This window comes from Pseudomonas putida (assembly GCA_029953615.1).
GTDB lineage: Bacteria > Pseudomonadota > Gammaproteobacteria > Pseudomonadales > Pseudomonadaceae > Aquipseudomonas.
Genome location: CP124529.1, coordinates 4,997,594 through 5,013,081, shown reverse-complemented (window position 1 = coordinate 5,013,081; position 15,488 = coordinate 4,997,594). Strand labels below are relative to the sequence as shown.

At 64.9% G+C, this 15,488-nt stretch carries 8 protein-coding genes and 3 pseudogenes; 7 read left to right on the top strand and 4 right to left on the bottom strand.

Annotation, left to right across the window (positions count from 1 at the left end; genetic code table 11):
* Positions 1-128 precede the first annotated feature (128 nt).
* From QIY50_22930 to QIY50_22920, 3 genes are all read left to right on the top strand, one after another.
* Complete coding sequence (locus tag QIY50_22930) at positions 129-1,748, top strand: NADP-dependent glyceraldehyde-3-phosphate dehydrogenase (protein ID WGV20116.1); 1,620 nt, start codon at positions 129-131, stop codon at positions 1,746-1,748.
* A gap of 110 nt (positions 1,749-1,858) precedes the next feature.
* Positions 1,859-2,332, top strand: a complete 474-nt coding sequence (locus QIY50_22925) for a VOC family protein (GenBank protein WGV20115.1) — start codon at positions 1,859-1,861, stop codon at positions 2,330-2,332.
* A gap of 56 nt (positions 2,333-2,388) precedes the next feature.
* Positions 2,389-3,570, top strand: coding sequence for a hypothetical protein (locus QIY50_22920; protein ID WGV20114.1), 1,182 nt, complete (start codon positions 2,389-2,391; stop codon positions 3,568-3,570).
* A 132-nt stretch (positions 3,571-3,702) separates the two neighbouring features.
* On the opposite strand, the gene ilvA is transcribed toward QIY50_22920, so the two are convergent.
* On the bottom strand, positions 3,703-5,262 hold the full coding sequence (gene ilvA, locus QIY50_22915) for a threonine ammonia-lyase, biosynthetic (protein ID WGV20113.1): 1,560 nt from the start codon (positions 5,260-5,262) through the stop codon (positions 3,703-3,705).
* A gap of 181 nt (positions 5,263-5,443) precedes the next feature.
* The gene (locus tag QIY50_22910) at positions 5,444-5,875 is read right to left on the bottom strand and encodes a PACE efflux transporter (protein ID WGV20112.1); all 432 of its coding nucleotides are present in this window, start codon (positions 5,873-5,875) and stop codon (positions 5,444-5,446) included.
* 192 nt (positions 5,876-6,067) lie between these two features.
* Here QIY50_22910 and nrfB point away from each other — a divergent pair.
* The 4 genes and pseudogenes from nrfB to QIY50_22890 all read left to right on the top strand — a co-directional run bounded on the left by nrfB (position 6,068) and on the right by QIY50_22890 (position 13,317).
* A pseudogene (gene nrfB, locus QIY50_22905) lies at positions 6,068-8,243 on the top strand (cyclic di-3',5'-guanylate-activated glycosyltransferase NrfB).
* Positions 8,240-11,247 (top strand): annotated as a pseudogene (locus tag QIY50_22900) (phage receptor). The pseudogenes nrfB and QIY50_22900 overlap by 4 nt, the downstream one beginning before the upstream one ends.
* The gene (locus QIY50_22895) at positions 11,247-12,086 is read left to right on the top strand and encodes a DUF4434 family protein (GenBank protein ID WGV20111.1); all 840 of its coding nucleotides are present in this window, start codon (positions 11,247-11,249) and stop codon (positions 12,084-12,086) included. The pseudogene QIY50_22900 and the gene QIY50_22895 overlap by 1 nt, the downstream one beginning before the upstream one ends.
* A gap of 138 nt (positions 12,087-12,224) precedes the next feature.
* Positions 12,225-13,317 (top strand): annotated as a pseudogene (locus QIY50_22890) (GGDEF domain-containing protein).
* Between the two features lie 116 nt (positions 13,318-13,433).
* Here QIY50_22890 and QIY50_22885 read toward each other — a convergent pair.
* Both QIY50_22885 and QIY50_22880 read right to left on the bottom strand, forming a co-directional pair.
* Complete coding sequence (locus QIY50_22885) at positions 13,434-14,732, bottom strand: ATP-binding protein (protein WGV20110.1); 1,299 nt, start codon at positions 14,730-14,732, stop codon at positions 13,434-13,436.
* A 6-nt stretch (positions 14,733-14,738) separates the two neighbouring features.
* On the bottom strand, positions 14,739-15,440 hold the full coding sequence (locus tag QIY50_22880) for a response regulator transcription factor (GenBank protein WGV20109.1): 702 nt from the start codon (positions 15,438-15,440) through the stop codon (positions 14,739-14,741).
* Positions 15,441-15,488: the final 48 nt, after the last annotated feature.

Here is a 15,488-nt window from a genome sequence, read left to right as displayed (position 1 = left end):
TGCGCAACAGGCAGGCATTTGCGGCCATGTTAAGCCAGACTGGTGTTTTTCCGGCAGCCGGTGCATGCTCGCAGCTGAAGCGATTCACCTGGCTCGAAACCCGCCCAGCAATGTGAGGTGCAGTACCCATGGACCGTCTGCTCGATTCACTCTTCCCCAGCGCCGAGAACATCCCGGAAACATGGCGCCTGGAAGCCCCCCTGGAACAACGCGACTATCTGGTGAACGGCGAGCTCAGGCGCTGGGACGGCCCCCTGGCCACGGTACGCAGCCCGGTCTGGCTCAAGCAAGGCAACGATGAGCACCAGGTGGTCCTGGGCAGCGCCCCGCTGCTCGATGCCGACACCGCGCTCACTGCCCTCGATGCCGCCGTGCAGGCCTACGACAAAGGCCGCGGTGCCTGGCCGAACATGCGCGTGGCCGAGCGCATCCAGCACGTCGAGGCTTTCCTGGCGCGCATGCGTGAGCAGCGCCAGGCCGTGGTCAAGCTGCTGATGTGGGAGATCGGCAAGAACCTCAAGGATTCGGAAAAGGAATTCGACCGCACCTGCGACTATATCGTCGACACCATCAATGCCCTCAAGGACCTCGACCGCCGCTCCAGCCGCTTCGAGCTGGAACAAGGCACGCTCGGCCAGATCCGCCGTGCACCGTTGGGTGTAGCCCTGTGCATGGGGCCCTACAACTACCCGCTGAACGAAACCTTCACCACGCTGATCCCGGCGCTGATCATGGGCAACACCGTGGTGTTCAAGCCGGCCAAGTTCGGCGTGCTGCTGATTCGGCCGTTGCTCGAAGCCTTCCGTGACAGCTTCCCGCCCGGGGTGATCAACGTCATCTATGGCCGCGGCCGGGAAACGGTGAGCGCGCTGATGGCCAGCGGCAAGGTCGATGTGTTCGCCTTCATCGGCACGCACAAGGCCGCCAGCGACCTGAAGAAATTGCACCCGCGCCCGCACCGGTTGCGCGCGGCACTGGGGCTGGATGCAAAGAACCCGGGCATCGTGCTGCCTCAGGTGGACCTGGACAACGCCGTCGAAGAGGCAGTCACCGGGGCGCTGTCGTTCAATGGCCAGCGCTGCACGGCACTGAAAATCCTGTTCGTCCACGAGGACGTGGTCGATGCCTTCCTCGACAAGTTCCAGCGCAAGCTGGCCGCGCTCAAGCCTGGCATGCCCTGGGAGCCAGGCGTGGCGCTGACACCGTTGCCCGAACATGGCAAGGTCGACTACCTCGACGGCCTGGTCGCCGATGCCACCGCCAAGGGCGCACGCGTGCTCAACGAAGGCGGTGGGCACAGCCGTGGCTCGTTCTTCTACCCGGCCGTGCTGTACCCGGTGAAGAGCGACATGCGCGTCTACCACGAGGAGCAGTTCGGCCCGCTGGTGCCGGTGGTGCCCTACCGCGATCTGCAGACGGTGATCGACTATGTACTGGACTCCGACTACGGCCAGCAACTGAGCCTGTTCGGTAATGACCCGGCAACGATCGGCAGCCTGGTCGACATCTTTGCCAACCAGGTCGGGCGCATCAACATCAACGCGCAATGCCAGCGCGGCCCCGACACCTACCCGTTCAACGGCCGCAAGAACAGCGCCGAAGGCACCCTGTCGGTACACGACGCCCTGCGTGTGTTCTCGATCCGCACCCTGGTCGCCACGCGCTTCCAGGAGACCAACAAGGAACTGATCAGCGAGATCATTCGCAACCGGCAGTCGAGCTTCCTGACCACCGACTACATCTTCTGACCACCGCGCTTATAGAGAATCGATCTAGCACCCTTGTCGATTTTCCGTCCGCGCAAACGACTCTAAGCAACAGGGCGCCAATCGGCGCCCACTTCCAAGGAGAGTCGAACATGGCAGCCAAACCCATTCCCGAAGGCCAGCACAGCATCACGCCCTACCTGGCCATCAACGACGCAGCCAAGGCCATCGAGTTCTACAAGAAGGCCTTCTCTGCCGTCGAGATGTTCCGCCTCGACGCCCCGGGCGGCCGCGTCGGCCATGCCGAGCTGAAAATCGGCGACTCCTCGCTGATGCTTGGCGACCCTTGCGATATGGAGGGCGGCCTCACCGCCAGCCAGAAGCTCAGCGGCGCAGGCGTAGGGTTGCATCTGTACGTCGAGGACTGCGACAAGGTCTATGCCCAGGCCCTGGCGGCCGGCGCCACCCAGCTGCGTGCGGTGACGGACCAGTTCTATGGCGACCGCAGCGGCACCCTGAAAGACCCGTTCGGCAACATCTGGTTCGTTTCCACCCACAAGGAGGACCTGACCCCGGACGAAATTCGCGCACGCGCGGCAAAGATGTTCGGTGGCACTGCGCAGTAAGTTGAAAGCGGCGCGACTTTGCTTGAAGCTTGGGGCTCGTAGCCGGGAGCTGCTTCATGCGAATCATCGACAAAACCGCCGCACAGGTCCGTAGCCTGACACCTGCAGAAGAGGAGCTGCTGGTCGGCTTCGCCACCGGCAGCCTCGTCGGCCCGCGCCTGCTGCAGGCCAACCAGTTGCTGATGAAGGTGCGCAACGCCAACCAGTGGCTGGCCTGCGACTGCCGCAACGATGCCTTGCCGGTGCTCAATGTCACCCTCAACGGCAGCACCGGTACGCTGTTTCTCAAGAACAATCCGGGCACCGCCGAACATGCGCCCGCCTGCCCGTTCACCAAGGACGAGCGGGAAGCGGCCGAGCGCGAGAACGACCCCGCGCCACCCGCTGCGTGGCTACCGCCCGACACACCGTTGCGCCTGATCGGCGACTTCCGCAGCGGCACCGCCAGTGGCGGCGGCGATGGCAGCGAGCGGCGCGACCAACAGCGCCTGCTGTCACTGTTGCTGACCTGGATCGAGACCAGCGGCCTGAACCTGTATGCCACGCACTTGAAAAAGGACCTGACCGGGCAGTTTGCCGAGTTGCGCAGCGTGGCCAGCCGCTACCCGCTGCTGGAACGGGTGCCCGCCAGCAACTACCTGGAAACCCGCCTGGACATGAAGCACATGATGATGCTCAAGTCCCGCCTGCGCGAAGCCACGGTGTTCGGCAGCCATCGCCGCCACGGCCTGCTGCTGGACTGCGTGGACCAGATCAAAGGGCGCAAGCTGTTCAGCAACCGCAGTGAAGACGGCTTCGACTTCCAGGGGCACCACCTGTACTGGGGCGGCAACCGCACCGCCGGGCCATTGCTGGCCTTGGCACTGTACTCGCCGACCAGCGCCGGCAGCCATTTCTACGAGCTGATCCATGTGGCCAGCGTTCCGGTGCTGTCCCGCGCCCACCTGTTCCCGGTGTATCGCGACGAAGAACGCGAACCGCTCAAGGCCCTGGTATCGCTGGTCGACTGGATGGCCGGCAAAGGCGTGAAAGTGCAGATGCGCCGCCCGGTGATTGGCGGCCAGGTGATGGATGAACTGGTATTGACCTCGGACCAGGACCGGGTGTTGTCGGTGTCGTTGCTGGAACAGCCAATCGGGCCCGAGCCGGATACCGAGAATTTCAAGCGCTACGCCGACTTCAAGAGCCTGGAAACCTTCCGCAAATTCGTTGCCGGCTTCTTCATGCGCGAGCGCTAAGCACTCGGGCGCAGCCCTATCGCCGGCAAGCCAGCTCCCACCTCGACCGCATTGACCCCAAGCCATGCGCCGTCCCTGTGGGAGCGGGCGTGCCCGCGAATAGGCCCGTACAGACTGCATGAGATTTGCGTATCAACCCAGGAACAGCTTGTACGCCGGGTTGTCGGTCTCATCCCAGTACCGATACCCCATCTCGTCCAGCGCCAACGGCAACCCCGCCAGCTCATCCGCCGGCACCTCCAGCGCCGCGAATACTCGGGCCTCTGCCGCACCATGGTTGCGGTAATGGAACAGGCTGATGTTCCAGCGCTTGCCAAGCCGCTCCAGAAAGCCCAGCAAAGCCCCCGGGCGCTCGGGGAATTCGAAGCGCAGCACCCGTTCGTCTGCCCCAGGCGCGGCATGGCCACCCACGGTATGGCGCACATGCAGCTTGGCAAGTTCGTTGTCGGTCAGGTCCAGCACGCTGTAGCCCTGGTCGCGCAAGCTGGCCAACAACTGCTCGCGTGGGTCGTGCAGCGGGTGTGTCTGCACCCCAACAAACAGCCGCGCCTCCTTGCCAGGGTAATAGCGGTAATTGAATTCGGTGATCTGCCGCTTGCCCAGGGCCTGGCAGAAGGCGCGGAAGCTGCCCGGTTGCTCCGGGATGGTGACCGCGATGATCGCCTCGCGCTGCTCACCCAGTTCGGCACGTTCGGCCACATGGCGCAAACGGTCGAAATTGACGTTGGCCCCGGAGTCGATGGCCACCAGGGTCTGCCCCTGCACGCCGTCGCGCGCCACGTACTTCTTGATCCCGGCCACGGCCAGGGCGCCGGACGGCTCGGTGATCGAGCGGGTGTCGTCATAGATGTCCTTGATCGCCGCGCACAGCTCGTCGCTGCTCACGGTCAGCACCTCGTCAACGAAGTGTCGGCACAGCTCGAAGCAATGGGCGCCGACCTGCGCCACTGCCACACCATCGGCGAAAGTGCCAACCTGCGGCAGGATCACCCGCTCACCGGCCACCATGGCAGCCTGCAGGCAGTTGGAGTCCTCTGGCTCGACACCGATCACCTTCACTTCAGGGCGCAGGTACTTCACATAGGCGGCAATGCCAGCAATCAGCCCACCGCCACCCACCGGCACGAAGATGGCGTCCAGCGCACCCGGGCGCTGGCGCAGGATCTCCATGGCCACGGTGCCCTGCCCGGCAATCACATCCGGGTCGTCGAACGGTGGCACGAAGGTAGCACCTTCGCTTTCGGCCAGTTTCAGCGCGTGGGCCAAGGCATGGGGGAAACTCTCGCCGTGCAGCACTACATGGCCACCGCGCGAACGTACTCCTTCCACTTTCAGCGACGGCGTGGTGGTAGGCATGACGATGGTGGCCCTGATGCCAAGGTGCGATGCCGCCAGGGCCACGCCCTGAGCATGGTTGCCCGCAGAGGCGGTGATCACCCCGTGCTCACGCTGCACGGTACTCAGGCGGGACAGCCGGGTGTAGGCACCGCGGATCTTGAACGAGAAGGTAGGTTGCAGGTCTTCCCGCTTGAGCAGCACCTGGTTGCCCAGGCTGGCAGACAACGCAGGCGCAGCTTGCAAAGGCGTTTCGATGGCCAGGTCGTATACCGGGGCGGCAAGAATGCGCCGCACCTGCTCCGACAGCAGTTGCTGGGGGGTGACGGTAGAACGAGGGCTGACGAAGCTGGTCATCGATGACTCCTTGGCTGTGTTCACGTTGCCCAGGAGTCAGAGAGAAGAAACCCGCCTCCAGGGCGGGTTCGGTGCACGTACGCGCTAGCCCGCCAAGCTGATAATGGCGGTAATAATAATGGCGTTGACGTACGGGAAGGTATTCATGGGGTAGCAACTTAGCCGGTAGTGCGGCACAAAGTCAACACTTCGCCTGCTGCGCCGAAAGCGGTACATCGAACACCTTGTCGAAGCCCCACTGGAACACAAACGCATAAACGAAAAAGAACACGAACAACGCGAGATTGGTCAGCAACGCCGCCCACAGACTGACATCCAGCCAGTACGCCACCAGCGGCAGCAGGATCAGCACCAGCCCCCCCTCGAAGCCCAGCGCGTGCAGCAGGCGCCGCAGGAAAGTGCGCTCACGCCTGTGCTGGCGCGCTTCCCAGCGCTCGAACACCCAGTTGTAGGCCATGTTCCAGCTCATCGCGATACCCGACATCAGCACCGACAGCACGGTCGACTGGGCCATGCCGGCACCGAACGCCAGCTCCAGCGCCGGTGCCACGCAGGCGACGGCGATGGCTTCGTAAAGAATGGCCTGGACGATCTTGCGTGCCTTGCCTTGCATGTTCAGCTCCCTGGGTAAACGACCTGTAAAACTACAAGAAGTGGGTCACAAGAAAAAGCTCAAATTTGGACAACCCCGCGTTCGGCTGCTTGTATCTATCCAGTACAAACGGCGACAAGTCGTACAACTTCGTCCAGGGAATCGAACGAGGATATAGACGATGGCTTACCCCTTCCTGGCGGTGATCGCCACATGAGCCTGGCATTCATCGATTTTCTCACCTATGATGCTGTTCGGCCTGAAAATCCTGGCGATCGTCCTGGCCTCGCTGATGTTCCTGCTGGGCCTGGATGACCTGTTCATCGACCTGTGCTACTGGGGCCGCAAGCTGATCCGGCGTTTTCGCATCTACGACAAGTACGAAAAAGCCGACGAGAAACGCCTGTTCGAGGTACCGGAGAAACCCCTGGCCATCATGGTCCCTGCCTGGAACGAAGTGGGCGTGGTCGGCGAGATGGCGCGCCTGGCAGCCTCGACCATCGACTACGAAAACTACCAGATCTTCGTCGGCACCTACCCCAACGACCCACAAACCCAGGCCGACGTCGACGCGGTATGCCTGCATTACCCCAACGTGCACAAGGTGGTCTGCGCCCGCCCCGGCCCCACCAGCAAGGCCGACTGCCTGAACAACATCATCGACGCGCTGCTGCGCTTCCAGCAGGACGCCGGCATCCAGTTCGCCGGCTTCATCCTGCACGACGCCGAAGACGTGATCTCGCCCATGGAGCTGCGCCTGTTCAACTACCTGCTGCCGAACAAGGACATGATCCAGATCCCGGTGTACCCCTATGCACCGGAATGGAAAGGCTTCACTGCCGGCCACTATGTCGACGAGTTCGCCGAGAATCACGGCAAGGACGTGATCGTGCGCGAGGCCCTGACCGGCCAGGTGCCAAGCGCCGGGGTCGGCACCTGCTTCAGCCGCCGCGCCATCAGCGCGCTGCTCGAGGACGGCGACGGCATCGCCTTCGACGTACAGAGCCTCACCGAAGACTACGATATCGGTTTCCGCCTGAAACAGAAGGGCATGAAGTGCATTTTCGCTCGCTACTCCATCACCGACCCGGCGTTGACCCTGAAGCAGGAATGGCGCCCCGGCATGAGCCGCGAATTCTCCCAGGTGATCTGCGTACGCGAGCATTTCCCGCGCGACTGGCAGCATGCCATCCGGCAGAAGTCGCGATGGATCGTGGGCATCGTGTTCCAGGGCACCAGCAACCTCGGCTGGAGCCGCAAGGGCGCGCTCAACTACTTCCTCTGGCGTGACCGCCGCGGTCTGTTCGCCTACCTGCTGAGTTTCCTGGTCAACCTGTTGCTGCTGGTGTTGCTGGCCATGTGGCTGGTCACGGTCATTGCCCCAGAGTCGTGGCGCTTCATGTCGATCCTCAGCGACAGCTGGTTGCTGGCCACCTTGCTGTGGCTGAACGGGCTGTTGCTGTTCAATCGCCTGTTCCAGCGCGCCTGGTTCGTCACCCGCTTCTATGGCATCGGCGAAGGGCTGCTGTCGGCACCGCGGATGATGTGGAGCAACTTCGTCAACTTCTTCGCCAACCTGCGTGCCCTGCGCCAGGTGATGGAAATGGGTGACTCGCGGCGCGTGGCCTGGGACAAGACCACTCACGAATTCCCCGCCATCGCCGCCCCCGCTCGCACACCGCTGGGCCAGCGCCTGGTGGCCAAGGGCCTGATCAGCGACGAGCAACTGCAACAGGCGATCACCAGCCCGGTACGCCGGCGCCTGGGCCGCGAGCTGCTGCTGCGCGGCTGGCTGAACAGCGAACAGCTGGTCGCCACCCTGGCCGAGCAACTGGACCTGCCCTGGGCACCGTTGAACCCGTTCAAGCTCGACCCGCAACTGATCGCCAAACTGCCGCGCAAGCTGGCGACGCACTACGGCGTACTGCCGGTGGCCGAAGATGGCGACACGCTGGTGCTGGCCAGCGAAAGCCCGGTCAGCCAGGTGTCGCTCGGGGTCATCAGTCGCCACCTGAAGCGCCCGGTCAGCGCCCGCCTGGCACCCCAGGGCCGGGTGACTCTGGGCCTGCGCTACCACTACCCAAGCCCCTGGCAGAAGCCGGAAACCCGCGACATGCTGGCCGTCCTCGAACGCCATCAGGACGACGAAGCGCTGCTGGAAAGGGTCAGCCACCACCAAGTGATGCTCGGCGCCCTGCTGCAGGTGCGCGGCATGGTCCCGGTCACCCTGTTCAACCAGGCGCTGATCGACTTCGACCCGGAACACCAGAGCCTCGGGGAGCACCTGATCGCCCGCGGCATCATTACCGAGCAGGTGCTGCAGCAGGCTCTCATCGAACAGGCCAGCGAACAGCAGGCCGCCTTTGACCTGATCCGGGAGGTGGCATGAAGCCGCGCTTTTCCCTCACCTTCACTGGTCTGTTGCTGTGCTCCGCCGCCCTGCCCGCCGCCGCGGCGGCACCGATGACCGAGTTCCAGCGGTTCACCAGCTACCCGTTCATGGAACGCAGCTACCGCGAGGCGAAGAAAGACAACTGGGCCGAGGTCGAACGGCTGACCCGCCACGTACTGGGCCGGGTACCGAACAACGACGAAGCCCGTGCGCTGCTGGTGGAGGCCCTGGCCCACCAGCGCCGCTACAAGGAAGCAGAAGCACTGGCCGAACAACTGGGCGGCAGCACCGAGTACGCCAACGCCCTGCTTGAACTGCGCCTGACCTGGATCGAACAGGACCCGCCACCGGCAAGCCAGGTGGAACAGTGGCTGGCCAGCAGCGACGGCACCCACCGGGTGCGCCTGTGGCAGGCCTACAGCCTGAGCCTGGCCAAGTTCGGCGGCGCCGCAAAGGCGCTGGACTGGCTCAACCAGCTGCCGCTACAGGGGGATGGCCAGGTCCTGCGCCTGGCCCGGGCCAATTTCGCCGAACAGCTGCGCGACTGGAAGGAAACCATCGACCAGTTGCAACCGCTGGCCAACCAAGGCCGGTTGCCTGCCCAAGACTGGCAGCGTCTGGCCAATGCTTATATCCAGCAGGTGGATGAACAAGGGTTGAACGCGCTGCTGCCCAGCGCCCCTTCTCCCGAAGCAGCCAACCAGGCCCGCCTGGCCATGGCCAATCGCGCCATCGCCGTCGGCCACAACCAACAGGCCCAGCGATGGCTGCAAGCACTGCCGGATGAGCAATTGAACCAGCCCGAGCAGCGCCAGCAACTGTGGGAGCTGGCCCGCGAAGGCGACGACGCGCCGCTGGTACAGCGCCTGAGCAACGAGTTGCAACGCCCCTGCCTGGAAACCGTCGACTGGCTGTCACGCCGCGACCCGCAGCTGGCGCGCAAACAGTTCAAGGGCTGCGCCGCCAGCACCGACCCCAGGGCCTACGCCGTGCTCAGGCAACGCCTGTACGGCGACCCACCGCAGCCCCCGCAGCCACGTACCGCCGCCGAGTGGGAGCAACGCTACCGGCAGAGCGGCGACCAGGCCGCACTGGAGCAAGCCACCTTCCTGCTGATGCAGCAGGGCCATGGCGAACACGCCCGGCAACTGCTGGAGCAGGCCTACGACCGCCACCAAGGCCGCCTTGCACAGTCGCTGCTGCAGCGCCTGGGCAACCTTTATGCGCGTAATGACAGGCCGCTGGACAACCGCCGCATGCTCAGCCTGATCCCTCGGGTCGACACCAATACCCGGGCCCAGCTGCTCGGCCGCCTGGCCGAGGCTGGCCAGTGCGATGCCGTGCGCCAGGCCGTACACGGCCACCCCGAGCGAGCCTGGCCAGTACCGCGCCCTGGGCCGTTGCGCCATGCCCGACCAGCCAGGCGAAGCGGTGGTCTACTACCAGGCCGCCGAGCGCCTGGGCGACAGCGGCAACCGCCTGCCCCTGGCTTACGCCCTCGAGGCAGCCGGGGATTCCGAGGCTGCCCTGCCCATCTGGCGCAACTTGCCCGACAGTGCCTGGACCGACAACGCCCGCCTCACCGCCGCCCGTGGCGCGCTGAACGCTGGCGACGCGCAAGCAGCCCGTCGCTATTGGGACGCCGCCGCACACGATAGTGCCGACGACTGGGCCCTGGGTGCTGCCATCGCCCAGCGCCAAGGCGATTACCAGGCCGCGCTCGGCTTCCAGCGCCGGGCCCTGGCGCATGACCCGCGGGCCGACCACTACTACGCCGCCTCCAGCACCGCACTAATGGCCGGGGACAGCGCCCAGAGCAGCGCCTGGCTGGCTGAAGCCGTGCGCCTGGCACCCGACCAGCCGCGCTACCGCGCCGACTACGGCATGCGCCTGGCCGGGTCGACGGACAAGGCCCAGCGCCGCCAGTCGATCCCTTACCTTGAACGCGCCACCCACGACTTCCCCGAGGACTACCGCCTTGGCGAAACCCTGGCCTTGCGCTACGACGAAGCCGAAGACAGCGCTGCGGCACGCCGCGAACTGCGCCGCATCCTCGATGTGGAGCAGGACCTGGTCGACGGCGATGACGAATACGGCAGCCTGGAAGCCCGCAAATACCGCCAGCGCCGCGCCCACGAAAGCCTGTCGCGGCGCGACACCATCACCTTGGCCAGCACCTGGTCGCCAGCCGGCACCTCGACCAACGACAAGTTCCTCGACGATGGCCAGCGCAGCGGCACTGCGCGCCGCGCACAATCGCAGAACGTGCAACTGGCCATGTGGGACCACGCCCTGGGCGAAGAGCCCAGCCGCAACGGCAGCACCCTGTCGGTGTATGGCCGCGTGCTGTTCGGTGCGGCAAAGCCGCACCGACTACGCGCAAAGCATGGGTACCGGCGTCGGCCTGCGCTACAAGCCACTCGGCCAGGCCAACCTCAACCTGTATGCCGAGCTGTACCACCAGCGGCAGATCGACGAAGAGCACTACCGCGGGCTGAGCCTGGGCCAGCTGTTGAGCCCGGCCAAGGTCGGCGGCAACTGGGGCGACCTGCGTCACCACGCCGAATCGAGTAACGACCTGCTGTTGCGTGCCACTGCCTCGTTCCTCGACCAGGGCGACTGGCGCAACGACTGGCGGGTCGATGAAGACGACTGGAACGAGCGCTTCCTCTACCTTGACGCCGCCTGGTGGACCCGTGCCGGCGACCACGCCTGGCTGTCGCGCTACCAGCAGGGCCACGCCTGGAAGCTGCCGGGCAGCTCGCCGCAAACCATCATGCCTTACGGCTTTGTCGAGTTTTCCAGCCAGGACCCGAGCAACGACTGGCGCCAGGATGCCCGGGCCGGGGTTGGCGTGCGCTGGCAATGGTGGTTCGATGACGACCGCTACAACGCCTACCGCGGTTCGCTGAAAGTGCGTGCCGAGTACCAGCAATCGCTGGGCGGCAATCTATACGAGCGCGCCAACGGCGTGCTGGTCGGTGCGGAGATGACCTTCTGATGCGTACGTTCCTGGCCCTCTGCCTGCTTGCCCTGTGCCTGCCGGCCAGCGCCGACCAGCGCCTGTTCTATCAACCCCTGAACCGTGACGCCAATGTCACCCCCGCGCAGTGGCAGCAACTGTGGCACGCCACCGTGGCCCAGGGCGGCAAGACCCTGATCGTGCAGTGGAGCGCCTATGGTGACAGCGATTTCGGCGGCGCCCAGGGCTGGCTGGCCGCCAGCCTGCGCAGCGCACGTGCCCAGGGCCTGCAACTGGTGCTGGGGCTGTACATGGACCCGGCCTATTACCAGCGCCTCGACGAACTGGACGGTGAAGGCCTGAACAGTTACTGGAAGGCGCAGCTGGGGCGCTCGCTCGGCCAGTACCGGCAACTGCGCAAGACGTGGCAGTTGCCGGTGGACGGCTGGTACCTGCCCCTGGAGCTGGACGACCATCATTTTCGCGAGGCCGCCCGCCGTGATGCGCTGCACAGCCAACTGCAGGCCTTCAACCGGCAACTTGACAAGCCTTTGCACATCAGTGCCTTCAGCGCCGGCAAGCTCTCACCGCGGGTCAATGCCGCATGGCTGGATCAACTGGCCGGGCTGGGCTTGACTGTGTGGTGGCAGGATGGCGCCGGGACCGGGCGCTTGCCCGCGTTGGTGCGCCAGGGTTACGAACAGGCCTTGCCGTGCCGGGTGGGCGTGGTGCGCGAGGCGTTTCGCCAGGTAAGCAAGCCAGGGCAAGTGTTTCGGGCTGAGCCTGCCGAGCCCAGGCAGGGCGCCGGGTGCCATGCCGAAGCGGTTTTTGACCTGCGTTACCGGCCATGGGCCCGTGGTGTTTTGCCCAGCAGTTGAGTCTCCAGTACCGGCCTCTTCGCGGGCACGCCCGCTCCCACAGGTCCCCACTGCACCGGAACCCTGTGCGGTCCCTGTGGGAGCGGGCGCCCGCGAAGAGGCCGGGCCTGGTCATGCAGTACTCTCAGGAGCCCACCGATGTTCAAGACCATCGAAGCCCACGTGCGCAAACAGGTCGCCCCCGCCGCCCTGCGCGCCGAGTTCCGCCAGCACGAATTCGAGGCCATGCGCCCGTTCTGCCTGCTGGTGTTCTGCGTCAGCATCCTGATCTGGCTGGTCTTCGACCTGATCGTCAGTTTCCTCGGCGGCCAGGGTTTCACCTGGCTGTCCTGTCTCTTCATCACCGTGCTCTGCGGCCTCACTGTGGTGCTGCGGTTCACCCGTCGCAGCCATCACTTCGATGTGCTCAACCTGTTGTTCATTGCCAGCATCACCCTGGGCATGCGCCTGGTGATCGAAGGCATCCCGGTGGCCCTGCGCCCGGTGTGGCTGGTGCTCGGGGTCTCCACCGTGCTGTATGCGGTGTCGGTGCTGCCGGTGCGGCGCTGGTCGTTCTTCTGTGCCATGGCCATCACCTGGTTGGTGCTTAACCCGTTCTACCACACCCGTATCGAAGCGGACGCGCTCGAAGGCGCCATGCTGTTCAGCTACGCAGTGTTCCTCAGCGGCCTGGTTATCTACAGCTACCTGCAAATGCGCAAGGCCAAGCTGCACAACTTCTATCTGTCCAAGGTGCTGCTGGACCAGGCCTATGTCGATGCCCTGACCGAAATCCCCAACCGCCGCTCGTTCATGGCCCAGGCCGGCCGTCTGCTGCGCCTGGCCACCGCCGAGCAGTACCTGGCGATGATCGACATCGACAACTTCAAGCGGGTGAATGACCGTTTCGGCCATGATGTGGGCGATGAAGTGCTCAAGCGCGTTGCGCTGCATATCAAGGCGAGCATGGCCGGTTACGCGTTTGCCCGGCTGGGCGGCGAGGAATTTGCGATTTTTCTCCAGGGGCTGGACCAGCAAAGCCGCCGAGCAACAAGTGGCGGCGCTGTGCCAACGGGTGCGCGAGGACGTGGGGGAGCACCCGGTAACCATCAGCATCGGCCTGGCCCGGGTGGACCGGGGCGAGAGCCTGACCACGGCGCTGGTACGTGCCGACCGGGCGTTGTACGCGGCCAAGCACAGTGGCAAGGACCGGTTTGTGCTGTGGTCCGCCCGGCTGGCAGAAAGTGGTTAGCAGGCCCGGCCTCTTCGCGGGCTCGCCCGCTCCCACAGGGACCGCACCGGCTTCGAATCCTGGGAATGCCCTGTGGGAGCGGGCAAGCCCGCGAAAGGGCCGGCACAGGCAATACATCACCCGGCAGGCAAACGAATCCGGAACTGCGCCCCACCCAGCGCCGACTGCGCCACGGTCAAGGTGCCACCTTGCCCCTCGATCGCCCGCCGGCTGATCGCCAGGCCCAGGCCAAACCCGCCGGTATTGCGGTCGCGGCTACGGTCCAGGCGGTAGAACGGCTGGAAAATCCGCTCGCGCTCCTCCACCGGGATACCAATCCCGTCATCCTCCACCGTCACCAGACAAGCGCCATCGTCCTCCAGGCGCAAGCGCAGCAACAGGCTTTCGTCGCAGTAACGCATGGCATTGCGCACCAGGTTCTGCACCGCCCGTGCCGTCAGCCGCGGGTCCAGCACAAAACGCGGCAAATCGCCCTCAGCCCGTACCTCCCACTGGATTCCCCGGCCATCGAGTTCTTCGGCAAAGGCGCCAAGCACGCTGTCGACCAGCTCCAGCAACGACACCTCGACACGCTCGCGGGCCTGGTCGGCGTTGTATAGCCGGCTGTAGGACAACAGCTCCAGCACCAGCTCATCCAGCTCACGCACATGCCCCACCAGCTCCAGCAGGCGTTTGCGGCAGGCTGGCGGCACTTCGTCGAACAACAGCACCAGGCCGAAGTCCAGCCGGGTCAACGGCGTGCGTAATTCGTGCGACACGGCATTGAGCAGCTCGCGCTGCTGGTTCACGTGGCGCTCCAGGTCACTGGCCATGGTGTCGAACACCCCGGCAAGCTCGCCGATGTTGGAGTGCGGCGATATGTGCGTACGCTCGGCCATCTGCCCTTGGCCAAGACGCCGGGCGGTTTCCTTCAAGCGCTCCAGGTCACGCCAGTGCGGCCATACCCACAGCAGCAGGCAACCGAGCATGGCTGCACCGATCAGTACCGTCACCCCCCACGACAGCACATTGATGTCCAGCGGGTCTGGCGGTGAGTGCAGGCGCACCAGCCATTCCTTGTCCAGCGGCGCCAGCACGGTCTCGTAGTAGCCCCATTCGGCAATGCGCACGGCGTACAGACCATGCTCCAGGCGTGCCTGCTCGTCCTCGCTCAGGTCGGCCTGGTCCATGCGCAGCAGCTGCAGCTCCAGCGGTGCGAAATCACTGGCCAGCTCTTGCTCGACCGCTGGCCACTGCTCGCGGGGGGCCTGGCGGAACTGGCGCACGATCAGCGACTGCACGCCCTTGGCCTGGTCCAGGTTGTAGGCCATGAAGCGGTCCTGGAACAGGCCGACGATGGTGTCAGGGATGAACAGCAGCGCACCGGCATAGGCGACGATGATCACCAGGTACAGCCGCACCAGTATCTTCAGCATGGGCGGTCAGCACTCCCACTCGACGCGGCTGAACAGATAGCCCTTGCCCCATACGGTCTTGATCTTGCGCGCTTCGCCGGCGTTATCGTCGAACTTGCGCCGCAGCTTGGAAATGGCCACATCCACCGAGCGGTCGGTGCCGTTGAACTCGATACCACGCAGTTGCTGCAGGATGCGGTCGCGGTTCAGCACTTCGCCGGCATTGCGCGCCAGTACCACCAGCAGGTTGTACTCGCCGCTGGACAGTTCCACCTCTTCGCCGCGCCAGCTCACGGTGCGCTCGGCCAGGTCGATGCGAAGGCCACCAATCAGGATCAGGTCGTTGTCCAGGCGCGGCTCGTTGACGCTGCTGCGGCGCAGCAAAGTGCGCACGCGGGCCAGCAGCACACGCGGCTCGCAGGGTTTGGTCACATAGTCGTCGGCGCCCATTTCCAGGCCCAGAACCTGGTCGTGGCTGTCGTCGCGGGCGGTCAGCATCAGGATCGGCAGGCCCTGCGACTCCTGGCGCAGCAGGCGGCACAGCTGCAGGCCATCGATGCCCGGCAGCATCAGGTCGAGGATGACCAGGTCAGGCTTTTGCCGGCGGTACTCGTCCAGCACATGGTCGCCACGGGCGATCACCTGGACATGGAAGTCGTTGCGTTGCAGGTAGCTGGCGATCAGTTCGGACAGGGCGCTGTCGTCTTCGACCAGGAAAATATTCGGCATAGGCGCTTGGGAATCTGGGTTGGGGTAAGACCTCACCGGCCTCTTCGC